The 22,924-nt window shown below is 64.5% G+C and carries 18 protein-coding genes; 5 read left to right on the top strand and 13 right to left on the bottom strand.

Annotated elements, in window-relative coordinates:
* Window positions 1-65 precede the first annotated feature (65 nt).
* A complete protein-coding gene (locus ACHFB9_RS09715) occupies window positions 66-1,157 on the top strand; it encodes a glycosyltransferase (protein ID WP_417066753.1) in 1,092 nt (363 codons plus the stop codon).
* Window positions 1,158-1,175: 18 nt separating this feature from the next.
* The gene (locus tag ACHFB9_RS09710; protein WP_417066752.1) at window positions 1,176-2,387 is read left to right on the top strand and encodes a glycosyltransferase; all 1,212 of its coding nucleotides are present in this window, start codon (window positions 1,176-1,178) and stop codon (window positions 2,385-2,387) included.
* A 10-nt stretch (window positions 2,388-2,397) separates the two neighbouring features.
* Here ACHFB9_RS09710 and ACHFB9_RS09705 read toward each other — a convergent pair whose 3' ends face one another.
* The 6 genes from ACHFB9_RS09705 to ACHFB9_RS09680 form a co-directional block, all read right to left on the bottom strand.
* Window positions 2,398-3,186: a MetQ/NlpA family ABC transporter substrate-binding protein gene (locus ACHFB9_RS09705; RefSeq protein WP_417066751.1), complete on the bottom strand. Its 789-nt coding sequence runs from the start codon at window positions 3,184-3,186 to the stop codon at window positions 2,398-2,400.
* A 59-nt stretch (window positions 3,187-3,245) separates the two neighbouring features.
* Window positions 3,246-3,911, bottom strand: coding sequence for a methionine ABC transporter permease (locus ACHFB9_RS09700; protein WP_417066749.1), 666 nt, complete (start codon window positions 3,909-3,911; stop codon window positions 3,246-3,248).
* Complete coding sequence (locus ACHFB9_RS09695) at window positions 3,908-4,915, bottom strand: methionine ABC transporter ATP-binding protein (RefSeq protein ID WP_417066747.1); 1,008 nt, start codon at window positions 4,913-4,915, stop codon at window positions 3,908-3,910. Before ACHFB9_RS09695 ends, ACHFB9_RS09700 begins: the two co-directional genes overlap by 4 nt.
* 193 nt (window positions 4,916-5,108) lie before the next feature.
* On the bottom strand, window positions 5,109-5,888 hold the full coding sequence (locus tag ACHFB9_RS09690; RefSeq protein WP_417066746.1) for a slipin family protein: 780 nt from the start codon (window positions 5,886-5,888) through the stop codon (window positions 5,109-5,111).
* 175 nt (window positions 5,889-6,063) lie between these two features.
* Window positions 6,064-7,452: an ATP-dependent RNA helicase DbpA gene (gene dbpA, locus ACHFB9_RS09685; protein ID WP_417066745.1), complete on the bottom strand. Its 1,389-nt coding sequence runs from the start codon at window positions 7,450-7,452 to the stop codon at window positions 6,064-6,066.
* Window positions 7,449-7,958 carry a hypothetical protein gene (locus tag ACHFB9_RS09680; RefSeq protein WP_417066744.1) on the bottom strand — a complete coding sequence of 170 codons (510 nt, stop codon included), beginning with the start codon at window positions 7,956-7,958 and terminating at the stop codon, window positions 7,449-7,451. Before ACHFB9_RS09680 ends, dbpA begins: the two co-directional genes overlap by 4 nt.
* A gap of 202 nt (window positions 7,959-8,160) precedes the next feature.
* Here ACHFB9_RS09680 and ACHFB9_RS09675 point away from each other — a divergent pair, with 202 nt between their 5' ends.
* A complete protein-coding gene (locus ACHFB9_RS09675; RefSeq protein ID WP_417066742.1) occupies window positions 8,161-8,745 on the top strand; it encodes a YgjV family protein in 585 nt (194 codons plus the stop codon).
* Here ACHFB9_RS09675 and ACHFB9_RS09670 read toward each other — a convergent pair.
* From ACHFB9_RS09670 to smc, 7 genes are all read right to left on the bottom strand, one after another.
* Window positions 8,702-11,380, bottom strand: coding sequence for a cation-translocating P-type ATPase (locus ACHFB9_RS09670; RefSeq protein WP_417066740.1), 2,679 nt, complete (start codon window positions 11,378-11,380; stop codon window positions 8,702-8,704). The two genes, ACHFB9_RS09675 and ACHFB9_RS09670, sit on opposite strands and share 44 nt — an antisense overlap.
* A 38-nt stretch (window positions 11,381-11,418) precedes the next feature.
* Window positions 11,419-12,540 (bottom strand): AI-2E family transporter, encoded by a 1,122-nt coding sequence (locus tag ACHFB9_RS09665; protein WP_417066738.1) that lies wholly within the window; start codon window positions 12,538-12,540, stop codon window positions 11,419-11,421.
* A 33-nt stretch (window positions 12,541-12,573) separates the two neighbouring features.
* Window positions 12,574-13,077: a TIGR00645 family protein gene (locus ACHFB9_RS09660; RefSeq protein ID WP_417066737.1), complete on the bottom strand. Its 504-nt coding sequence runs from the start codon at window positions 13,075-13,077 to the stop codon at window positions 12,574-12,576.
* 268 nt (window positions 13,078-13,345) lie between these two features.
* Window positions 13,346-13,951: a class I SAM-dependent methyltransferase gene (locus ACHFB9_RS09655; RefSeq protein ID WP_417066736.1), complete on the bottom strand. Its 606-nt coding sequence runs from the start codon at window positions 13,949-13,951 to the stop codon at window positions 13,346-13,348.
* Between the two features lie 34 nt (window positions 13,952-13,985).
* A complete protein-coding gene (gene ligA, locus ACHFB9_RS09650) occupies window positions 13,986-16,049 on the bottom strand; it encodes an NAD-dependent DNA ligase LigA (protein ID WP_417066735.1) in 2,064 nt (687 codons plus the stop codon).
* A gap of 4 nt (window positions 16,050-16,053) precedes the next feature.
* The gene (locus ACHFB9_RS09645) at window positions 16,054-17,160 is read right to left on the bottom strand and encodes a cell division protein ZipA C-terminal FtsZ-binding domain-containing protein (protein ID WP_417066734.1); all 1,107 of its coding nucleotides are present in this window, start codon (window positions 17,158-17,160) and stop codon (window positions 16,054-16,056) included.
* Window positions 17,161-17,168: 8 nt separating this feature from the next.
* Window positions 17,169-20,693, bottom strand: a complete 3,525-nt coding sequence (gene smc / locus ACHFB9_RS09640; protein WP_417066733.1) for a chromosome segregation protein SMC — start codon at window positions 20,691-20,693, stop codon at window positions 17,169-17,171.
* A 149-nt stretch (window positions 20,694-20,842) separates the two neighbouring features.
* On the opposite strand from smc, the gene dapC reads away from it, so the two are divergent.
* Both dapC and dapD read left to right on the top strand, forming a co-directional pair.
* Entirely contained in the window at window positions 20,843-22,051 is a 1,209-nt protein-coding gene (gene dapC, locus ACHFB9_RS09635; protein WP_417066732.1) for a succinyldiaminopimelate transaminase, read from the top strand.
* Window positions 22,052-22,090: 39 nt separating this feature from the next.
* A complete protein-coding gene (dapD, locus tag ACHFB9_RS09630; RefSeq protein WP_417066730.1) occupies window positions 22,091-22,909 on the top strand; it encodes a 2,3,4,5-tetrahydropyridine-2,6-dicarboxylate N-succinyltransferase in 819 nt (272 codons plus the stop codon).
* Window positions 22,910-22,924 lie beyond the last annotated feature (15 nt).

The raw sequence follows: 22,924 nt of genomic DNA, 5'->3' as shown, positions 1-22,924 counted from the left end.
AAGCCGTACCCGCCGCGATGCTAGTCTCGCTGACTGATTCGGCAAGGAGACTGGCGGTCAGTAGCGTGCGAACGATCCATGTGCTGCACATCGTCCCGACCTTGAGTGCGGGAGGAATGGAGCTTGCGTTGAGCCGGGTCGCCAACGGCCTGCTCGATGACGGCATCACCCATACCGTGGTCGCGCTCAAGGGGGATGCCTTGATCCGCGAGCGGTTTTCGTCCTCGGTTGCGATCCATTGCCTGCACGCCCACTCGTCCGGTCCGGGCGTGCCGCTTGAACTTAGAAGACTGATCCGCGAAATCCGGCCGACCCTGATTCATGCCCGCAATCTGTGGGCATGGCCGGAGGTGGCGCTGGCCAGGTTGAGCACCCGGCCCATGCCTCCGCTGATTTTCAGCTTTCACGGGCTGGCTGAAGCCAAGGCGCTGCCCTGGCGCTGGAAGATGATGAGTCGGGCGCTCACCCATGTCACAACCAGGATGTTCACGGTCAGCGAAGGTTCGCGAGATTTCCTGGTCGACCATGTCGGTCTGCCGAAATCCCGAATCGCAGTGATCCCTAACGGTGTCGATGTCGATCGCTTCTCGCCCAGGCCCGTGGAACATTCGCGGCAGGAACTGGCCATCGGTACGCTGGGAAGCCTTTCTCCGGTCAAGAACCAGGCTCTGCTGATCCTGGCCTGCCACAAGCTGATCCAGCGTGGACTCAATCTGGTTCTCCGGATAGGCGGCGAAGGCAGGATGAGAGGGGAACTCTCGGCCCTGATCGAATCCCTGGGTATCGCTGACCGTGTTCAGATGGCCGGGCAGGTCAGCGATTCAGCCGCCTTTCTGCAAGACCTCGACATCTTTGCGCTCCCCAGCGACAGCGAGGCCCATCCGAATGCGCTGTCCGAGGCGATGGCCTGTGCCCTCCCCTGCATCGCCAGCCGGGTCGGCGGCGTGCCCGAAGTGACGGACAGAGGCCGGGCCGCGCTGCTCTTCAAAGCCGGCGATCTGGATGCGCTGGTGAGCGGTTTGAGCTCGCTGGCCAGACAGGACGAGCTCAGACAACGACTCGGCGAGGCGGCTCGCCGCTACACCTGCGAACACTACTCGATGGATCTGATGCTCAAGCGCTACCGTGATCTGTATTGCCAGCTTTCCTGTGCCTGAACGGCTGAAGGAGCGCGCATGAGCAAGCTGAAAGTCCTGATGCTGACCCGCCTCTTTCCGAGCCGGGCTTTCCCGTCGCTCGGGACTTTCTGCATGGAGCGGGCCAGAGCTCTGGCCAAACATGTCGATCTGAGGGTTATGGTTCCAACGCCGTGGTTCCCGCGCGGGCTTGTCGCTCTGGGAAGCTGGGGGCAATGGGCCAGCGTGGAGAGCGAGGGAAGAACCGAAGAGGGGATTCGCGTGACCTATCCACGCTACCTGCAGATCCCGAAGATCGCGACTTTCACCCAGGGACCGCTGATGGTGAAAAGCGTCGCGCACGACTTCAGGATCAACCATTCCGGCTGGACTCCCGACGTCATCGATGCCCATTTCGCCTATCCCGATGGCTACGCCGCTGTGCATCTGGCTCGCTCGCTGGGCTGCGCCTCGGTGGTGACCTGCCATGGCGCCGATCTGCGTCTCTACCCGGAGTTGGCTCTGACGCGCGCGCAATTGGGCTGGACGATGAGGGAGGCCGACCGCGTGATCTCGGTCAGCTCGGATCTGAAACGGCGCAGCCTGGATCTGGGGTGCCCGGAAGAGAATGCCGTCTTTCTCTGCAACGGAGTCGATCCCTGTCGCTTTCAGCTACGCACTAAAAGCGAGAGCCGTGCCCGGCTTGGCCTGCCGCAGGAGGGCCGGATCGCCGTCTATGTCGGCTACCTGATAGACAGGAAGAACCAGTCCCTGGTGATACGGGCTCTGGCGCGGATCCGGCAACGCGGTCAGACGCCGCCGCTTCTGGTTCTTGTCGGCAGTGGTCCGAACCGCAAAAAGCTGGAGAAGGAAGCCGCTGAACTCGGTCTTCAGGATCTCGTGCTTTTCGCCGGGCAACGAAACCATGCAGAAGTGGCTAGCTGGATGGGGGCTGCGGACTGGCTGCTGCTATCGAGCGACTATGAAGGTTGGGCTACGGTCTACTTCGAGGCCATGGCCTGCGGAAGGCCGGTGCTCACGTCCAGGGTCAACTCGGCGGCGGATGCGATCTCGAAACCCGATTATGGCTGTGTCGTCGAACCCTACACCGCCGAGGCTTTCGCCTCGGCGATCATTGCCGCCTCAGCCCGGGAGTACGACGAGGACAAGATCCGTGCCCACGCCGAAGCGCATAGCTGGGCAAACTGGGCCGATCAGGCAAACGCGGTCTTTGAGCAAGCCATCCGCTCAAAGAGCCTTCGCTGCATCTGAGGCCCTCCGCTCAGAAAGCCGGGACGACCGCGCCTTTATACTTGGCCTGGATGAACTTCTTCACTTCCGGCGAATTCAGCGCCGCGGCGAGTTTCTTGATCGCCGGGGACTGGGCGTTGTCGGCGCGCGCGACCAGCACGTTCACATACGGAGACTGGGCGCCTTCGATCGCCAGCGCGTCCTTGGCCGGGTTCAACTTGGCTTCAAGCGCATAGTTGGTGTTGATCAGCGCCAGATCGACCTGGGGCAGGATGCGCGGCAGCGTCGCGGCTTCGACTTCGCGGAACTTCAACTGTTTCGGGTTGGACGCGATGTCCTTGGTCGTCGCGAGGATGTTGCTGTTGTCCTTGAGCTTGATCACGCCGGCCTTGTCGAGCAGCAGCAGAGCGCGGCCGCCGTTGGTCGCATCGTTGGGGATCGCAACGGTCGCACCGGATTTGAGTGCCGCGAGCGACTTCACTTTCCGCGAATAGGCGCCGAAGGGTTCGACGTGGACGCCGACGACGCTCACCAGGTTCGTGCCCTTACCTTTGTTGAATTCCGCCAGATAGGGTTTGTGCTGGAAGAAGTTCGCGTCGAGGTGCTTCTCGGCGACCTGGACATTGGGCTGGACGTAGTCGGTGAAGACCTTCACTTCCAGCGTCACACCTTGTTTGGCCAGAGCCGGCTTGATCAGTTCGAGGATCTCGGCATGGGGGACGGCCGTCGCGGCCACCGTGATCTTGTCGGCAGCCAGGGCTCCCGCGGCAAAGGCGGTCAGCGCAAAGCCGGCAGCGAAAGAGGCAAACAGCTTTTTCATGGACTTCTCCTTTTTCTGAACAGACACAGGGGGAAACACTCTCGGTAGAACGTCAGGCTTCAGCGATGCGAGAACCGAACCACGAGTCGATCGCCGATCATCTGCAGCACTTGAACCAACACCAGCAACAACAGAACCGTCACGACCATCACATCGGTCTGGAACCTCTGGTATCCGAAGCGGATCGCCAGATCTCCCAGCCCTCCTCCGCCGATCACGCCCGACATCGCCGCATAGGAGACCAGCGTGATCGCGGTCACCGTCGCCGCGGCGAGGATCCCCGGGAAAGCCTCCGGAAGCAGCGCGCCGAGCACGATCTGCCGTGGCGAGGCGCCCATCGCCTGGCAGGCTTCGATGACGCCTTTGTCCACTTCACGCAGCGCGGTCTCGACCAGCCGGGCGAAGAAGGGCGAGGCTCCGACCACCAGCGGCGGAATCGCTCCGGCAACCCCCAGTGAGGTCCCCGAGATCAACACGGTCAGCGGGATCATCACGATCAACAGGATCACGAAAGGAACCGAGCGCAGCACGTTGACGATGAAGGAGAGCACGGAATATGCCAGCTTGTTTTCAAGCAGCTGACCTCGCCCGGTCAGGAACAGGATGATCCCCAGAGGCAGGCCCAGCAGCATCGTGAAGACGAGCGAGCCGCCCAGCATCGCGAAGGTATCCAGCGATGCCAGGCCGATTTCGGCCCAGTCCAGGTTGGAAAACAGTTCGTTCATCGTCTCAACTCCTCGATCTGTATGCCCCGCTCGCCGAGGGCGCGCAAGGCGGCCTCGACATCGCCGCCGCTATAGGCGACGGTCAGCTGTCCATAGGGCGTGTCCTTGATCCGGTCTATCCGTCCGAACAGGATGCTGAAATCGACTCCGGTCTCGCGCGAGACGACGCTCAAGAGCGGCGAATAGGACAGATCGCGGGTGAAGGTCAGCCTGACGATGCGTCCCGGCACATGGGCGAAGTCGTCGAGCAATGCTTCCTCTTCGACCCGCTCGGCTTCGAAGACGAAGCGGCGGCTCGTCTCGTGCTTCGGGTGCAGGAAGACTTCAGTGACCGGCCCCGATTCGACGATGCGGCCGGAGTCGAGCACGGCGACCCGGTCACAGATCCGGCGGACGACGTCCATCTCGTGCGTGATCAGCACGATCGTCAATCCCAGCTCGCGGTTGATACCCGCCAGAAGATCGAGCACCGAGCGCGTGGTCTGAGGGTCGAGCGCGCTGGTCGCCTCGTCGCAGAGCAGGACCTGCGGCCTCGTCGCCAGAGCGCGCGCGATGCCGACCCTTTGCTTTTGCCCCCCCGAGAGCTGGGCCGGATACTTGTCCGCCTGGTCAGTGAGGCCGACGCGATCGAGCAGCTCGGCGACCCGCGCCGCGATCTTCTCCTTGTCCCACTTCGCGATCTTCAGCGGCCAGGCGACATTCTCGGCGACGGTCTTGGCCGAGAGCAGGTTGAAGTGCTGGAAGATCATGCCGATCTTCTGGCGCAGCGCGGCGAGACCGGCCGCGTCGAGCGCGAGGATGTCCTCGCCATTGATGCGGATCTGGCCGGCGTCAGGGCGTTCGAGCAGGTTGATCAGGCGCAGCAGCGTGGACTTGCCGGCCCCGGAATGGCCGACGACACCGAAGACTTCGCCGTCCTGGATTGTCAGTTCGACGTCGCTCAGCGCAGGAACTTCCAAGTCCTTGACGCGGTAGGACTTGTGGACTCTGTGGAATTCAATCACGGGCGGGGATGGCTGCCGCCGGGCGGCAGGCATCAAAAATGCAAGGGGGTCTATTTTAGGTGCTTCCCGCCCTGGGCCAAAGACCGATTGTTGCTAAGAAGATCACCCGCTCCGGCGGAGCCGGGGGCCACCGTGATGGGAAAGGTGGCCGCGATCAAGGAAGAGGCAGCGCTTCGCAGCCCCTTGGCGGCCTTCAGCCGCCCGAACTCGCGCTCTTCGTCTTTTCCAGCAGCGGAGCAAGCAAATCCATAGGCAGAGGAAAGACGACCGTGGTGTTCTTGTCCGCACCGATCACGGTCAGCGTTTCCAGATAGCGCAACAGGATCGCCTGAGGCTCCTGGGCCAGCACCCTGGCGGCCTGGTACAGTTTTTCCGAAGCCTGCAATTCGCCTTCCGCATGGATCACTTTGGCGCGCCGCTCGCGCTCCGCCTCGGCCTGTCGGGCGATGGCCCGAATCATCGACTCGGTCAGGTCGACCTGTTTGATCTCGACGTTGGCAACCTTGATCCCCCATGAGTCGGTTTGCGCATCGAGCGCCTGCTGGATGTCGAGGTTGAGCCGCTCGCGCTCGGCCAGCATGTCATCGAGCTGATGCTTGCCCAGCACCGAGCGCAGCATGGTCTGGGCGAGCTGGCTCGTCGCATTGAGGTAATCGACGACCTGGATGATCGCTTTTTCAGGATCGATGACGCGCAGATAGACGACGGCGCTGACCTTCACCGAGACGTTGTCGCGTGAAATCACGTCCTGGGTGGGAACGTCGAGGACGACCGTGCGCAGATCGACGCGGATCGCCTTCTGGATCACCGGGATGATCAGGACGAGGCCAGGTCCCTTGACCTTCCAGAAGCGCCCCAGCGTGAAGACGACGCCCCGTTCGTACTCGCGGAAGATCCGGATCGCCGCGGAAAAGAACCACGCGACCGCGATCAGGAAAAGGAGGAAGAGCATCCAGTTCGATTCGAACAGCATTTAGTGCCCCCTGTATGTGGCGCTGCGGACAGCCTCCCGGCCATTCCTGAACTGGATGCACTGTCCGCGCTCGAATCCTCAGTGTAGATGCGGGGCGCGGTTCCCGGACAATCCCCCCTTTGGGTGGATGCGAAGAAGGGGGCGTGGCTGCCCTCCCCCGCACTGAACAAGCTCATTACAGCCGCCGCACCTTGACGCTCTTGCCCTTGATCCTGCCGGCGCCGAGCCGGCGGACGGCCTCGCCGGCGATGCCCCGTTCGACCGCGACATAGGTGTTCTGGTCGGTGACATTGATCTTGCCGACCTGCTCGCGCGTGAAGCCGGCTTCGCCGGTCAGCGCGCCGAGTACGTCGCCAGGGCGGATCTTCTCCCGCTTGCCGCCGAGGATCAGCAGTGTGGACATCGGCGGCAGCAGCGGCTCATCGCTCGCCGACTCGAGCGAGGCGAGTTTGTGCCACTCGGGCGTGATGCCGCTCGCCTCGGCGATCGCGGCGATCTTGCGGCGATCGGCCGGGCCGACGAGGCTCAGCGCCCAGCCACGCTGGTCGGCGCGGCCCGTGCGGCCCACGCGGTGGACATGCACCTCGGGGTCGGGCGTGATGTCGACGTTGATGACGGCTTCGAGCTGGTCGATGTCCAGGCCGCGCGCAGCGACGTCGGTCGCGACGAGCACGGTGCAGCTGCGGTTCGCGAAGCGGATCAGCACCTGATCGCGCTCGTGCTGTTCGAGCTCTCCATGCAGCGTCAGCACATGGAAGCCTTCGCCGCGCAGCTGGTTGAAGAGATCCTTGCACTGCTGGCGCGAGTTGCAGAATGCGAGCGCGCTGCCCGGGCGGTAGTGACGCAGCAGCTCTCCAACGGCCGCGAGGCGTTGCTCGGGCTCGATCTCGTAGAAGCGCTGGCGGATCTTCTCCGGCTCGTGCGTCTCGGTCAGCTTGACCTGGCGCGGCTGGCGCAGGAACTGCGAGGCCAGCTTCGCGATTCCCTCCGGATAGGTCGCCGAGAACAGCAGGGTCTGGCGACCCGTCGGACAATGGCTCGCGACCCAGGCGATGTCGTCGAAGAAGCCCATGTCCAGCATCCGGTCGGCTTCGTCGAGCACCAACGTGTTCAATCCGTCGAGCTTCAGACTGCCGCGTTCGATGTGATCCATCAGCCGGCCCGGTGTGCCGACCACGATGTGCGCACCGTGCTCGAGGCTGTTGACCTGAGCTCGCGCCGGGCTGCCGCCGCACAGCGTCAGGACTTTGATGTTGTCCTGGGCCCGGGCGAGACGCCTGAGCTCCTGAGCGACCTGTTCGGCGAGTTCGCGCGTCGGACAGATCAGCATTGCCTGGACGCCGAAGTGACGCGGATTCAGACGCGCGAGCAGCGGCAGCGCGAACGCGGCGGTTTTGCCGCTGCCGGTCTTGGCCTGGGCGATCAGGTCATGCCCGGCCAGCGCGAGTGGCAGCGTTGCGGCCTGGATCGGCGTCATCTCGACGTATTCGAGTTGCTGCAGAACGGCGAGCTGCGCGGCGGAGAGCGGCAGGCTTGCGAAGGAGCGGGAAGTCGTTTCGGTCATGTGCGGCCACTCGGTTTGCGGGGGCTGCGCGGGAAGCCGGGTTTGCCGCGCGGCGGACCTGAGCGTTTGGCCGGCTCACGCGCTTCCTGGCGGCGCAGCTCGAATTTCTCGGTCTTGGTCAGCGGCGGCAGGCTGGCCTGCCAGGCCGCGATCGCCGCGGCGAGTTCTGCTGCTTCGGGCTGCACGGCCGGCTTGCTGGGCTTGCCGTCGAACTGGGCGAGCCTGTCCTTGAGGCAGAAGAGCTGCTCGGCGATTTCCTTCCTTCTCGGCACGCCCCTCATGATGTTCTCGGCCGCCTCGCAGAGCGTGTAGCCGCCCTCATGGGCCACGATCAGACCGTGGCGGGAGAGGTGCTCAAAAGCTTCCAGCAGCCTGGCCTCGGCCGGCAGGCGTGGCTGGACCCTCGCCAGGCAGACCACCACTTCAGCGAGCGTCGCGGGTTTGCACTTCGAAGCAAGGGTGATGGCCAGCAACAGCAGCACATCGGCGTCGTGGATCGGATGCATGAAAAGCCCATTTTTTGAGTCGAACCCGCAAGGGTAGCCGATCCGGACGCGCTTCGGGAGAATGTTTGCGAAGGCTGGGGCGTTCCGATTCCCGGGCATCAGATCAAATCCTGGTGCTTCAGTGCAAGCACTCAGCCTGGACAGCGGAGTAGGCGGGGAGAATAATGGCCTCTGCCCACAAGGCTTCCCCCCCTGGTCTCCGATGTCCTCCGCTTTCCTGTCCCTGCCCCAGCTCTTCGGCTACGCGGCTTTCGCGTGCGGCCTGATCACCTTCACGCGCAAACGCGACCTCAATTTCAGACTCTGGCTGACGGTGCAGAATATCTTCTACTGCATCCACTTCGCGCTGCTCGGCAATCCGGCCGCCTCCGCTGGCATGGTTCTGTCCGCCGCCCGCAACCTGATCTCGCTGCGCACGAAGTCGATCTGGGCCGCGGCTCTGCTGCTGATTCTGAATCTGGGCGTCGCCTGTCTGACCGTCAGGCTCTGGTGGCATCTTCTACCACTTCTGGGCATCGCGGTTGCGACGGTCGCGATGTTCCGGCTGAACGGGATGAAACTGAGGATAGGGATGCTGATCGCGACGCTGCTGTGGATCGCCAACAACATCCTGTCCGGTTCGATCGGCGGGACCGCAATGGAGTGTTCGATCGCGCTCGTCAATGGCTTCACGATCGCGAAGATGTGGCTCGCCGGCCGCCCCGCCTCCCCCGCGCTGCAAGGAAACGCCCAGCGATGCGCCCTCAAGGATTCGAACTGGGGGAACGAGCAAACAGACGCATCGTGAGCTTGCGCGCTTCGTCGAACAGCAGCACGCTGGATGCCACCGCGGCGGCAAGCGCCCAATCGCCCTGCGTCAGGTCCGTGGTCCGGAAGATCGCCTGGGCGTGCGCCCAGTGTACAACCACCGCTTGCAGGGTGAGCACGGCGATCAGCGACACCCAGAGGCTGCCGTTGCGGAAGAACTGCCGGTTGAACGCCGTCCCCCGCTCCGAGCGGGCATTGAAGACGTTGAAGAACTGGAACAGCACGAAGGTGGTAAAGGCCAGGGTTCCGGCATAGGTTTCGCCTTTGGGCTCCGCGTAGACGAACACTGAGAGCGTGCCCGCCGCCATCGTCAGGCCATAGATGAACAGGCGGACGAGCCTTGCCGCGGTCAGGATGCGTTCGTCCTTGCTTCGGGGGGTGTCCTCCATCAGTCCCGGGCGGGCCGGTTCCACGCCCAGACTCATCGCGGGCGGACCATCCATGATGATGTTGATCCACAGAATCTGGATTGCCGTGAAAGGCGTTGCCAGCCCCAGTAAGCTCGCCCCCAGTACGGTCTGTATCGCGCCCATGTTGGTGGAGAGCTGAAAGCGGACGAACTTGACGATGTTCTCGTAGATGGCTCGTCCCTCCCTGATCGCGCGAACGATGGTCGCGAAGTTGTCATCGGAGAGCACCATCGTCGCGGCTTCCCGGGTCACCTCGGTTCCGGTGATGCCCATCGCGATGCCGATGTCGGCGTTCTTCAACGCTGGAGCATCGTTGACGCCGTCCCCGGTCATTGCAGTGACCTGTCCGCGGGCTTTGAGCGCCTGTACGATGCGCACCTTGTGCTCGGGAGACACGCGGGCGAACACGGCCACACGATCGATGCGCCCGGCCAGCGCTTCGGGGCTGAGGGAGCCCAGCTCCTGCCCCTCCATTACCTCACCGTCGAGACCCAGCTCTCGGGCGATTACGGCCGCGGTGATCCGCTGATCGCCGGTGATCATCTTGACCCGGATGCCGGCGCGAGCGCACAGCGCGATCGCGTCGCGCGCCTCGGGACGCGGCGGGTCGATGATGCCGACGAGGCCCTGGAAAGTGAGTTCCTGTACCTGCGCCATCAGATCCCCGTTCGGGTCGAAGGCCGAAGAGGGGATCGTCCGCGTGGCCATCGCCAGTACGCGCATGGCCTGGCTGGCCAAATGTGCGTTCTCTGTTAGCCAGAAAGCTTTGTCCAGTCCGCTCTCACCCGATTCATCGTGCTGGCGTACGGCCAGGCCCAGCAGCACATCCGGCGCACCTTTGACACAAACCCGCACCTCTGTGCCTTGTCGATGGAAGGTGGCCTGAAACTTGTATGCGGAATCGAAGGGGATCTCGGCGATGCGCGGGCTCTGCGCCGCCAGGCGCTCGATATCCAGGCCGGCCTTGGCGGCCAGCGCCAGCAGCGCCCCTTCGGTCGGATCGCCGATCAGTGCTCCCCCGTGAATACGACTTTCATTGGCGAGCACGGCTGGTTCGAGCAGCGGGCCAAGATCGGGAACATCGCCTCCGTCCTCCGTCCTGATCTCGCCCGTCGCGCCATAGCCTTCGCCGCTGATCGGGAAGCGCCGGCCTTCGAAGACCGCGATGCGTGCGCTCATCTGGTTCATCGTCAGCGTACCCGTCTTGTCCGAGCAGATCACGGTCGTGCAGCCCAGCGTTTCAACCGCCGCTAGTTTCTTGACGATCGCGCGGTGTTGGGCCATCCGATGCATGCCCAGAGCCAGAGTGACGGTCACAACTGCGGGCAGGCCTTCAGGGATGGCCGCCACGGCCAGTGCGATCGAGGTGAGCAGAATCTCCAGCAAGGGCTTACCCTTCGCGAGTCCCAGTATCAGGATGATCGCTATCACGACGCCTGCGATCGCCGCAAGCCGGCGCCCCAGCGCGTCGAGCTGGACCTGCAGTGGCGTCGGCCCGGCTTCGGACTCGGCCAGCATCCCGGCGAGGCGTCCCATCTCGGTGTTCATTCCCGTCGCGGTGACCAGCATTTCGGCGCGTCCTCGCGTGAGCACGGTGTTCATGAAGGCCATATTCACGCGCTCGGCGAGCGGCGCCGCCGCGGCGAGCAAACTGCCCGCCTCCTTGCCCACCGCATGGGACTCTCCGGTGAGCGCCGCTTCATCGATTTCAACGCTGTGCGTGCTGACGAGGCGACCATCCGCCGGCACCCTGTCTCCCGCCTCCAGCAGAACGATGTCGCCCGGAACGAGTCGCGTTGCGCCAATCTCTTCCTGGCGCCCTGACCGGCGCACCCGCGCGGACGGCGACAGCATTTTCTTCAATGCGGCCAGCGTCGCTTCCGCCCTGTGCTCTTGCCAGAACCCCAGCGTCGCGTTCAGCAGCACGACGATCAGGATCACCAGCGTATCCTTGATATCACCGATCGCGCCGGCCAAGATCGCGGCGGCGATCAGCACCAGGATCAGCAGACTTCTGAACTGGTCGAGGAAGGCGAGCCAGCTGGAGCGAGGCGGCTTTTCCGCCAGTCGGTTCTCGCCATGAAGGACGATGCGACGGCTCGCTTCCGTATCCGACAGACCCGCGGCCGGATCGACGTCGAGCGCCGAGGCCAATTCTTTCGGCTGCATCGCATGGGCTGAAGCGAGTTCGGAATTCTCGGCCACGGTTATCCCCTCGTGTTATCAAAATGCGGAAACTGTATTCAGCTCAGCCTGTTCTGCCCTTCGCTCGGAGCTGGGTGCGGTAAAGCCTCGGTACTCGAACCTGCCGAATTGGCCTGATCAAGTGCTTGGTGCCAGATCGCCAGAGATACGGCGATCAGAACCGGGCCCAGAAAGAGGCCGATCAGGCCGAAGCTGCGGATTCCGCCCAGCACCCCCAGGAAGACCAGCAGGAAAGGGATCTTCGTCGGGCCGCTGATTGCCAGCGGGCGGATCAGGTTGTCCACCCAGCTCACGACAAACGCCCCCCACAGAAACAGACCCACGCCGGCCTGGGTTTCACCGTTGGCCAGCAGGGCCAGCGAGAGCCCGATCCAGACTACTGGACCGACGAAGGGGATCAGCGAGATCAGCGCGGTGACCGCACCCCACAGCGCGGGCGAGCCGGTGCCTGCCACCCAGTAGCCCAGACCGGCAAGACAGCCCTGGGCGATTGCGGTCAGCACGATTCCGAAAACGACCGCGCGCACCGTCAGGCCGACGGCATCCAGATAGGCGCGTGCGGAGCCCCCCAGCCAGTGAGCGCTGACCCGACCGAACTGGGTGAGCATCTGCGCGCCATGGCGGAACAGAAAAAAAAGCGCGAAGACAGCCAGCGCAAACTTGGCGAGATTTCGCCCCACGCCTCCGACCACCGCCCCCCAGGTCGACAGTTCCGTCAGGCCAAGCGCTTCGATGCTCGCGTGCAGCCAGGCTGGATTGGTCTGGATTTCAGCGTAGCGGGCGAGCAACCATCCTCCGCCTGGCCAGGCGCTCACCGTTGCGGGAAGGGAAGGCAGACCGCTGGCGGCGATCTGGCGCAGAACCCCGGCGGCAACGCCCACATCATCGGCCACCGCGAACATGACCCAGGCGAGCGGTGCCAGCAGCGCGACCGTTACGACAATGCTCATCAGCAGTGCGGCAAGCGTCTCGTGGCCGGGCAGTCGACTGCGCAGACGCCGGAACAGGGGCCAGGTCATGTAGGCGAGGATGCCCGACCAGGCCAGAGCGGAGAAGAAGGGAGAGAGCACCCATAGGGTCAGGCCGAACACCAGCGCGAGAAAGAGCGCGGCGCTGGAGCGGCGGACAAGCGGGTTTATCGTTTCAAGTGGCACGGGCATTGTCTCCCTGCTGGCGCTGACGGGCGGACAGCCTCAGTGCCCCTTGTTCGTCAGTTTATCCATGATCGCGAACAGCACCCCCGAGACGACGAAAGTCAGATGGAAGGCGACCTTCCAGCCCAACTGTTCGTTCGTGAAGGATTCGATGCTGACGAAAGCCTTGAGCAGTTCAATGCCCGAGATCGCGACGATCGAGCCGATCAGTTTGATCTTCAGGTCGGAGAAGCTGACATGGCCCATCCACTCGGGCCTGTCCTCGGATTCTCCGGTATCGATCTTCGAGACGAAATTCTCGTAGCCGGCGAAGACGATGATCAGCAGCAGATTCGCCACGAGCACGACATCGACCAAGGTCAGCACGCCGACCATGACCTGGTTGCCCTCCCCGCTCAGCACGACGGGCAGCAGCGCGATGAATTCCTTGATGAACTTGAAGATCAACAGCGCGATCGCGCCCACCAGCCCGACATAGAACGGGGCCAGCAGCCAGCGGCTCGCGAACATGAAGCGTTCCAGCGTGTGTTCGATTTTTTCCATCGCGGCTCCAATACGTTTTGGGGGAAACGCGTGGCCACAGCCATTCGGGTACGGGCCAGCGGGAGGCAGACCGTTCACCGGCAGGCAAGTTCCTTTCTTCGCTGTCCGCAGGCGAGCGGCTGGCGCCAGCAAAGGCGCACACGCCGTCACCATGCTAGCCGAACGGAAAAAGATCAGAGCAAAGCGGATGGGCGGCTCCGCGCATCAGTGCACACCATGGCCCGCAACCGGGCTCAGCGCACCCGGAGTGGACGGTGCAACCCTCGCCCTATCTCTTCTGGACGATGTAATCGACGAAGCCCTGGCGGATCGGTCGTCCTTCGTATCGCCACTCGATGATGCGCGTCTCCTTGACGTGCTGCGTCATGTCAGCGAAATAGGGATCGGCTTCGCTGTGCTCGTAATACGAGTGGATGACGGGCAGGCCGTCATCGAGCTGCTCGTATTGATTGAGCCCCAGGCAAGGTCCTTCGCCGCAGCGGTGATCGTCGACGGTCAGGAAGTTGACGAACAGATAGCCGCCGGGTTTCAGCACTCTTTTGAGTTCACCGAGCGCGACCTCGACGTCCGCCTTCGGCATATGGAAGATCGTGTTGTACGAATAGACGCAGCCGAAGGACGAATCCGCGAACCCGAGGCGGCGCATGTCGCCGAGCTGAACCTTCAGGCTCTGCCCGCGTGCCTGGCCGTACTCGTTCGCGATCGCCATCCGTTTGGCGTCGAGTTCGACGCCGGTCGTCAGATAGCCCTGGGCGAAGAATTCGCTCAGGAAAGGCGTATCGCCCCCCGCTCCGCAATCGAGCACGCTCTTCTCGACTCTTCCCTCATTGCAGACCTTCAGGAAGCGATAGAGCGGGGTCTGTTTCAACGGCATTACATTTCCTCTTGTTTGACGCAGCGAATCGGGCTCAGAACAGCTCGCTCTGCCCCGGCTTTGCATCGCCGAGCATCGCCCTCATCTGATCTTCGTCGAGAATCGTTATGCCCAGCTCCTGAGCCTTCGCGAGCTTGCTTCCCGCATCACTGCCGGCGAGCAGGTAATCGGTCTTCTTCGAGACCGAGCCCGCAACCTTCGCACCTGCCGCTTCGAGCAGCGCCTTCGCTTCGTCGCGCGACAGGCTGGGCAGGCTGCCGGTGATCACGAAGGTTTTGCCGGCGAGAAGCCCTTCGGGCGCAGCGGCCTCGCCTTCGCTCTCGACCCAATGCACGCCGCGCGCCTGAAGATCGGCGATGACCTGGCGGTTGTGCGCCTCACTGAAGAAGTCGATCAGGCTTTCGGCGACGATCGGACCGACATCGGGAACCCCCTGCAGTGCCTCGATATCGGCCTCGCTCAGCGCGGCGAGCGAACCGAAATGGCGGGCCAGATCCTTGGCCGTGCGCTCGCCAACATTGCGGATCCCGAGCGCATAGATGAAACGCGCGAGCGTCGTCGAGCGGCTCTTGTCGATTGCTTTGATCAGATTGCGCGCAGACTTCTCGGCCATCCGTTCGAGACCGGCGAGCGCTTCGATCTCCAGCGTGTAGAGATCGGCCGGCGTCTTGACCCGCCCGGAGTCGACGAGCTGTTCGACCAGTTTGTCGCCCAGCCCCTCGATATCCATCGCCCGGCGCGACGCGAAGTGCCACAGTGCCTGCTTGCGTTGGGCCGGGCAGTACAGTCCGCCGCTGCAGCGGTGATTGGCTTCGTCTTCCTCGCGGATCACCGCCGAGCCGCAGACCGGGCACTGCCCGGGCATCGCGAAGAGGCGGGCATCCGCCGGCCGGCGCTCGGGCAGACTCGCGACGACTTCCGGAATCACATCGCCGGCGCGGCGCACGATCACGGTATCGCCGATCCGCACGTCCTTGCGCAGCACTTCGTCCTGGTTGTGCAGCGTCGCGTTGGTGACCGTGACGCCGCCGACGAAGACGGGTTCGAGCCGCGCAACAGGAGTCAGCTTGCCGGTCCGGCCGACCTGGACTTCGATATCGAGCACCCGGGTCAGCTCTTCCTGGGCCGGAAACTTGTGCGCGACGGCCCAGCGCGGCTCACGCGTCACGAAGCCGAGCCGGTGCTGCAGGGCAAGCGAGTCGACCTTGTAGACGACTCCGTCGATATCGAAGGGCAGGCTGTCGCGCCGCGCGGCGATGTCATCGTGGAAAGCCACGAGCCCTGTCGCCCCTTGGGCGACGCAGCGCTCCGCGCAGACCGGCAGGCCCAGCTCGGCGAAAGCGGCGAGCATTTGCGAATGGCGTTCGGGGAAGACCCAGCCCTGAGCCTCGCCGAGGCCGTAGGCGAAAAAGGACAGAGGCCGACTCGCGCTGATCGCCGGATCGAGCTGGCGCAGGCTGCCGGCGGCCGCATTGCGCGGATTCGCGAAAGTCTTCTCGCCCTTTTTGCGCTGGGTCTCGTTCAGGCGCTCGAAGTCGTCGCGCCCCATGAAAATTTCGCCACGCACTTCGAGCACGGCCGGCGGGCTGTCCGTGTGCAGGCGCAGCGGGATCTGACGGATCGCACGGACGTTCTGCGTCACATCTTCGCCGGTCTCACCGTCGCCGCGGGTCGCGGCCTGTACCAGCACACCGTTCTCGTAGCGCAGGTTGATCGCGAGCCCGTCGAACTTCAGTTCGGCGTTGTATTCGAGCGCGGGCGCCGAGTCGGCGAGTTCGAGTTCCCGCCTGACCCGCTGATCGAAAGCCAGGGCGCCGCTCGCTTCGGTATCGGTCTCGGTGTGGATCGACAGCATCGCGACCGCGTGACGCACGGGCGCGAAACCGGCCAGAGGCGCACCCCCGACCCTGCGGGTCGGCGAATCGGCGGTGACGAGCTCGGGATGCGCGGCTTCAAGCGCTTCGAGCTCGCGAAACAGCCGGTCGAACTCGGCATCGGGGACCAGGGGCGCGTCTAGGACATAGTAGGCGTGCTCATAACGTGCGAGTTCGGCACGCAAAAAGGCGGCCTGCTCGGCCGCGGTTCTGACTTCGCTCATCGGATCAGCTGAACAGGCGCAGCGCGAGCGGGCTACCGGCCGGTATGCCCTGCTGGTTCATCTGCTGCTGGAACTGCTGGATCTGTGTGCGGATGCCGTTCAGCGAAGCGCTGCTCAGCGCGTGACCATTGTCATCGACGACACTGCCGTTGAAGCTTTCGGCGAGGTGGATCGCCAGCGCGCTCATCCGGTCGAAAGCGAATACCCCCGAGGCGACCCGGGGCACGTCCAGAGTCAGCGTGACGCCGCGCGAAGTCCCCTGGCGTAGCGTTTCGGTCGAGAACAGCGTCGCATCGCGACTGGCCAGCACGAAGAGCAGCTGTCCGTTTTCATCGGCCGCGTGGAAGCTGCCGTCGTTATTGAGCTTCAGCCCCGCTGCTTCGGCGAGGCCGCGCAGCTTGGTGCCCGCGAAAGGCAGCTCACCCGCGACGACGTTGATCGCGATCTGCACATCGGTTGCGGCGCAGAATTCGTCGGCGCTGCGGCCCAGCTCCAGACTCTCGGCCCGTTCGCCGAAACTCGACACGGCGAGGAACTGATCGCAAACGCGCTGGATCGCTGCGATGAAGATTTCAAGTTCGCGCTCGTTCGCCGGTCCGCGGCGGTCGGCCAGCTGCATCGCGACGGCGATCCGCGTGTAGGCGTGGGAATCATTCTCGTCGACAGGAACCCACTTGTAGGTTTCCTGCGACAGGCCATACCAGCGCACCTGGCGCTGGAGCTGGGCGAGCGGTCCGCCCGCGGCGCTGACGACAGCGCTGGCGACGAGGCCGGCCGGCGCTTCGATCCGGATCACCGCGTCGATCGCGATCGCTTCCATCGGCAGCGCGGGGTCGGCGGCACGGCCGATCGGCGCGGCAGGCGGGATCTTCGCCGACGCGGGTTCGATCCGCTCTTCGAACTCTTCATCCGCCACGGGTTCGACCGGTTCCTCGCGAAGCTCGGTGGGCTCGGCGCTGCCTTCGAGCAGCACGTCCCGGTGCTCGGAGCGGAATGCCTGCTCCGCGAGCTTGCGGTGCTTTCGCTCCAGCCACTGGTTGTACGAAAAAACGAGCACGAGCACGCCCAGCCCCAAGCCCAGCAATCCATAAAGCAATTCGTTGCCTGCCATGTGATCCCTCAAGCCGCGACCGGATCGGTCAGCCGCAGCGCTTCTTCGATATCGACCTCGACCACCCGCGAGACGCCCTGCTCTTGCATCGTGACCCCTACCAGCTGCTGCGCCAGCTCCATCGTGATCTTGCTGTGACTGATGAACAGGAACTGCGTGATCGATGACATCCGCTTGACCATCGCGCAAAAGCGCTCCGTGTTCGCGTCATCGAGCGGCGCATCCACTTCATCGAGCAGACAGAAAGGCGCAGGGTTGAGCTGAAAGAACGAAAACACGAGCGCGATCGCCGTCAGAGCCTTTTCGCCTCCCGACAGCAGGTGGATCGAACTGTTCTTCTTGCCTGGCGGGCGCGCGATGATCTGCACGCCGGCGTCCAGGATTTCATCTCCGGTCAGCACAAGTTGTGCTTCGCCGCCTCCGAAGAGCTGCGGAAACAGCTCCCCGAAATGACGATTGACCGTATTGTACGTCTCTTGCAGCTGTTCGCGAGTCTCGCGGTCTATGCGGCGGATCGCGTCCTCCAGCGTGCCGATCGCCTCCTCGAGGTCGTCGGACTGCGCATCAAGGTAGCCTTTCCTCTCCTGGGCCGCTGTGAGTTCGTCCACGGCGGCCAGGTTGACGGCCCCCATTTCGGCGAGCTCCCGGCTCAGACGGTTGATTTCGCGCGTCAGAGTCAGGTCACGGGGGCCGGCGGCGAGCTTCGCGGCGAAGACGATTTCGTCGAACTCGATCTCGGCCAAACGCTCCTCGAACTGCTGGCGACCGAGTTCGGCGGCCTGCTGGGCGAGGCGCTTCTCGGCCAGCGAGTCGCTGAGCGGGCGCAGCGCGAGTTCGGCCTTGAGTCTCGCTTCGTCCTGGTGCTTGAGTTCCTCCGCCGCTTCGTCGAGTCGGGCGCGGCTCGCCGCGAGCGCCGCCTCGCGTTCCTCGCGCAGAGCGAGCGCCTGCTGCAGCGCGTCCTGAGCGGGGGTTGCGTCCAGGCTCGCCAGCTCGATCTCGGTCGCATCGCGTTCGTGTTCGCTCCGCGCGATCTGCTCGCTCGCCTGGGCCAGCGAACGCGCCAGCTCTTCCTGTTTGCTGCGGCACTCGCGGACCGCGAAAGCCGCTTCCTGAACTTCGCGCGCGCACGAACTCTCCTGGCTGCGCAGTGCCCGCAGCGCGCCATCCATGCGCTGGACTGTATCGGTGGCCGCATCGATCCGCTCGCGCAGCGCTTCGACCTGCTCGCTGAACTCGTCCTGGCGGGCGATCGATTGTTCGAGCAGCTCACGCTCCCGGGCGATCTGCTCATCGATCTCGGCGAGATCGCTGGCGAGCCGTGTGCTCCGCTCTTCGAAGCGCTGCTTCGCCTGGCCCAGTTCGAGCGCGAGCATCTGCGCGCGGTGAGCGTTCTGCTGCTCGGCCTGTAGCGAGCGGCGCAGAGCGGCGATCTGATCCTGGCTGTGCCGGCTCGTCTCCTCGGCCGCAGCGAGCCGGGCTCTTGCCTCTTCGACCCGCGCCTCGTGGGCGTCGGTCTCCTGCTCCAGTCTTTCGATCTCGCGTTGGCGCTCCAGCACGCCGTGGGTCGCATTGTGCAGTCTGCCGCTCGCCAGCGCGCCGCGCACCAGCACCCTGCCCTTGCGGTCGACGAGAATCAGACCGGGCTGCAGATCTACCGATGCCCCCAGGTGACCGGAAATGTCTTCGACCGCGCGTGCATGGGCAAGCCAGCCGGCTACGGTCCCGGCGAGCGAGGGATCGGCCACTTCGACCTTCGTCGCGAGCGCGACTCCGGGCGCCGGCCCGGCAAGCACCGCTTCGGGTGCCGCACAAGGCCAGGCCAGCAGCACCGCAGCCGGCGCCTCGTCGCCGAGCGCGGCGCGGGCCGCTTCCGGATTCTCCAGGCAAAGCGCGGCGAAACGCTCGCGCAGCACCGCTTCGATCGCGAGTTCCCAGCCCGCTTCGACCTTGAGCTTCTGCCACAGCGGATGCGCTCCGGCGAGACCAGAGCCGGACAGCCAGTTTGCGAGTTCTCCCGGAGCCGCAGCCTTCTGCTGGATGCGCTGCAGCGCTTCGAGCCGCGCCCGCGCCTCGGTCAGCGCCCGCAGCGCTTCGCGTTCGCTCTGCTGCGCGGCGCGACCTGCCGCCTGCAGCTCCGGCAGGGTTTCGTTGAGCGTTTCGAGTTCTTCCGCGAGCGCCTCCTGGCGCATCCTGGCCTGCTCGGCGAGGCCCTGGGCTTCGTCGTGGGCGGCTTCGTCCGGTTCGGCCAGCGCAAGGCGCTCGGCGTCGAGCCGGGTGCGGCGCTGACCATGGGTGTCGAGGCTGCGCAGCGAGGCGGCCCGGCGGGTCTCCTCGACCTTGAGCTGCTGCTCGGCGCTGCCGACCTCGTGGCGCAGCGAATTGAGCGTCGCCTGGGCACCGGCCAGAGCCTCTTCACCGGCGGGCAGGCGAAGGCTCACTTCCTCGTGCCGGGCCTGAGTCTCTTCGCTCCTGAGACTCGCAGCCTCTTCGAGCTCCGCCCAGCGGAAGGCGTCAGTGGCGCCGCTTTCCTTTTGAGCGCTCCAGCGCGCGCAATCGAGCTGCAGCTGCTCGAGGCGTTGGGCGAGCATCCTGCGCCGTTCGCCCTGGTGGGCGATCTCGCTCTCGAAGCGGGAGACCTCGGCATTGGCCTCGTAGAGCGAAGCCTGGGCCGAATGCAGCGCGTCCGAGGCCGCGAGATGGGCCAGGCGCGCCGCCTCGCCCCGTGTTTCGGCCTGCTGCAGATGAGCGTTCTCGGCTTCGATCCGGGTCAGCAGTTCGGCGACCGCGGCGGCCTGGCTGGCGGCCTGCTCGCGCGCTTCATTGCGCTTGAGGAGCCAGAGCAGAATCTGCTGATCGCGCAGCTCGTCCTGGATCGTCCGGTAACGGCGGGCGAGCAGCGCCTGGCCTTCGAGCTTTTCGACCTGGGCGCCAAGCTCGTTGCGGATATCGAGCACCCGGGCGAGGTTGTCGCGGGCATCTTCGAGCCGCCCTCCGGTCTCGCGCCGCCTCTCCTTGTATTTGGTGATGCCGGCCGCCTCTTCGAGAAAGGCGCGCACATCTTCAGGCTTCGCTTCGATGATCCGCGAGATCATCCCCTGCTCGATGATCGCGTAGGCGCGCGGCCCCAGCCCGGTGCCGAGAAAGAGGTCGATCACATCCTTGCGGCGCACATGGATGTTGTTGATCCAGTAGCTCGACTCGCCGCTGCGGTCGAGCACCCGTCGGACCGAGATCTCGCCGTACTGCGACCACTGACCGGCGGCCCGGCCCTCGGCGTTGTCGAACACCATCTCGACGCTGGAGCGGCTCACTGGTTTGCGGGTCGTCGAACCGTTGAAAATCACGTCCATCATCGATTCGCCGCGCAAGGCGCCCGCGCGCGATTCTCCGAGCACCCAGCGCACCGCGTCGATGATGTTGGATTTGCCGCAGCCATTGGGGCCGACGACTCCGACCAGCTGGCCAGGAGTCAGTACGACGGTCGGATCGACGAAGGATTTGAATCCAGCGAGTTTGAGTTTGGAAAGACGCACGGGCTGGGCTTCTGTTCGGCTAGACGCCGGTATTGGCGCGGTCGGCAGGACGGGCGGTTATAATATCACCTCGACTTCGTGCCCTGTCGCGACAGGCATGCCAGGTAGACCTGATTGCTCGGCTACCCCTTCTGCGTCCGGAGACCGCCTTGAATCCGCGTCTTGACCTGCTTCAGCCTTATCCGTTTGCCCGCCTTCGGGAACTGCTCGCTGGCCTCGAGGCTCCCGCCGGTGTCAAACCGGTCCCGCTCTACATCGGTGAGCCCCGGCACCCGGCGCCTGAACTGGTCCGTGAAGCGCTCGCCGCGAACTTCGGGGGGCTGAGTTCCTATCCGGCAACTCAAGGCAGCGCTGATCTGCGTGGCGCGATCGCGCGCTGGCTGGAGCGCCGTTACGACCTGCCGGCCATCGATGTCGAGCGCGAAGTGCTGCCGGTCAATGGCTCGCGCGAGGCGCTGTTCTCGTTCGCGCAGGCGATCATCGATCCGCGCAAGCCGGCGCCGCTGATTGCGAGCCCGAATCCTTTCTACCAGATCTACGAAGGTGCGGCACTGCTCGCCGGCGCTCGCCCGGTTTTCCTGGCCCAGACTCCGGCCAACGGTTTCTCGCTCGATCTCGCCAGCCTCAGCGACGAGCAATGGGCGCGGGTCGAGCTGTTCTACGTCTGTTCGCCGGCCAATCCGACCGGTCGGGTGCTGACCCTCGACGAATGGAGGGCTCTGTTCGAGCTGGCCGATCGCCACGATTTCGTGATCGCCTCCGACGAATGCTATTCGGAGATCTATTTCGACGAGGCGCGGCCTCCGCTCGGCGCGCTGGAAGCTGCGCACAAGCTGGGCCGGCCGGGCTGGAAGAATCTGGTCGTGTTCTCCAGCCTCTCGAAGCGTTCGAACGTGCCCGGCATGCGCTCGGGCTTCGTCGCCGGAGACGCCGAACTGCTTTCGCGCTTCCTGCTCTACCGGACCTATCACGGTTGCGCGATGAGTCCGATGATCCAGGCGGCCAGCATCGCTGCCTGGCGCGACGAAGTGCATGTGCGCGAGAACCGCAAGCTCTACCGCGATAAATTCGCAGCCGTTCTGCCCATCCTCGAACCCTGGCTGGGCATCGCGATGCCCGACGCCGGTTTCTATTTCTGGGCGGCCACACCGGTCGATGACCTCGCCTTCACCCGCGAGCTGCTCGCCGCGACCGGCGTTACTGTGCTGCCCGGGCAGTTCCTGTCCCGCGAAGTGGGTGGCAGCAATCCCGGTCAGGGCTTCGTGCGCATCGCGCTGGTCGCCGAACTCGCCGAGTGCGTCGATGCCGCCCGGCGCATCGCCGGTTTTGTTGAACACCGTTATGGTGCGCGCGCCTGACGCGCCCGCCGAATTTCTTCCTCCATCAGAAAGAACCCAATGAGCCAACTTGAGAACTTCATCGACCAGTCCTGGGAGAGGCGCGCCGAGATCAATCCGGGCAACGTCAGCGCCGAGCTGCGCGATGCGATCGAACAGACGATCGCCGACCTGGATGCCGGCAGGATTCGTGTCGCCGAAAAGATCGACGGTCAGTGGGTGACCCATCAGTGGGTCAAGAAGGCCGTGCTGCTGTCCTTCCGCGCCAGCGACAACGTCGTCAGCGACGACGGGGTCAGCCGCTACTTCGACAAGGTACCGACCAAGTTCGCGAAGTGGAGCGAGGCGGATTTCCGCGCCGCGGGTTTCCGCGCGACTCCGGGGGCTGTAGCCCGTCGCGGCAGCTATGTCGCGAAGAACGCGGTGCTGATGCCGTCCTACCTGAACATCGGCGCCTATGTCGATGAAGCGACGATGGTCGATACCTGGGTCACGGTCGGCTCCTGCGCGCAGATCGGCAAGAACGTGCACCTGTCGGGCGGCGTCGGCATCGGCGGCGTGCTCGAACCGATGCAGGCCAACCCGACGATCATCGAGGACAACTGTTTCATCGGCGCGCGCTCCGAGATCGTCGAAGGCGTCATCGTCGAGGAGAACTCGGTGATCTCGATGGGCGTGTTCATCGGCCAGAGCACGAAGATCTACGATCGCGAAACCGGCGAAGTGCATTACGGCCGCGTGCCGGCCGGCTCGGTCGTCGTCTCGGGCAACCTGCCTTCGAAGGACGGTCAGTACAGCCTCTACTGCGCGGTCATCGTCAAGAAAGTCGACGCGAAGACCCGCTCCAAGACCAGCATCAACGAGCTGCTGCGCCCCTGAGCGACACACCCCCAA

Source organism: Niveibacterium terrae, assembly GCF_048213115.1.
GTDB classification, from domain to species: Bacteria; Pseudomonadota; Gammaproteobacteria; order Burkholderiales; family Rhodocyclaceae; genus Niveibacterium; species Niveibacterium terrae.
The sequence above is the reverse complement of the archived record's forward strand: the minus strand, read 5'-3'. Positions and strand labels throughout refer to the sequence as shown.

What these genes read in the sequence shown, in the direction of transcription:
- ACHFB9_RS09690 (WP_417066746.1), bottom strand. Translation starts at nt 5,888, where the DNA reads ATGCTGTTCGAATCGAACTGGATGCTCTTCCTCCTTTTCCTGATCGCG.
- ACHFB9_RS09710 (WP_417066752.1), top strand. Translation starts at nt 1,176, where the DNA reads ATGAGCAAGCTGAAAGTCCTGATGCTGACCCGCCTCTTTCCGAGCCGG.
- ACHFB9_RS09700 (WP_417066749.1), bottom strand. Translation starts at nt 3,911, where the DNA reads ATGAACGAACTGTTTTCCAACCTGGACTGGGCCGAAATCGGCCTGGCA.
- dapD (WP_417066730.1), top strand. Translation starts at nt 22,091, where the DNA reads ATGAGCCAACTTGAGAACTTCATCGACCAGTCCTGGGAGAGGCGCGCC.
- ACHFB9_RS09680 (WP_417066744.1), bottom strand. Translation starts at nt 7,958, where the DNA reads ATGCATCCGATCCACGACGCCGATGTGCTGCTGTTGCTGGCCATCACC.
- ACHFB9_RS09645 (WP_417066734.1), bottom strand. Translation starts at nt 17,160, where the DNA reads ATGGCAGGCAACGAATTGCTTTATGGATTGCTGGGCTTGGGGCTGGGC.
- ACHFB9_RS09665 (WP_417066738.1), bottom strand. Translation starts at nt 12,540, where the DNA reads ATGCCCGTGCCACTTGAAACGATAAACCCGCTTGTCCGCCGCTCCAGC.
- dbpA (WP_417066745.1), bottom strand. Translation starts at nt 7,452, where the DNA reads ATGACCGAAACGACTTCCCGCTCCTTCGCAAGCCTGCCGCTCTCCGCC.
- ACHFB9_RS09655 (WP_417066736.1), bottom strand. Translation starts at nt 13,951, where the DNA reads ATGCCGTTGAAACAGACCCCGCTCTATCGCTTCCTGAAGGTCTGCAAT.
- ACHFB9_RS09705 (WP_417066751.1), bottom strand. Translation starts at nt 3,186, where the DNA reads ATGAAAAAGCTGTTTGCCTCTTTCGCTGCCGGCTTTGCGCTGACCGCC.
- ligA (WP_417066735.1), bottom strand. Translation starts at nt 16,049, where the DNA reads ATGAGCGAAGTCAGAACCGCGGCCGAGCAGGCCGCCTTTTTGCGTGCC.
- ACHFB9_RS09660 (WP_417066737.1), bottom strand. Translation starts at nt 13,077, where the DNA reads ATGGAAAAAATCGAACACACGCTGGAACGCTTCATGTTCGCGAGCCGC.
- ACHFB9_RS09675 (WP_417066742.1), top strand. Translation starts at nt 8,161, where the DNA reads ATGTCCTCCGCTTTCCTGTCCCTGCCCCAGCTCTTCGGCTACGCGGCT.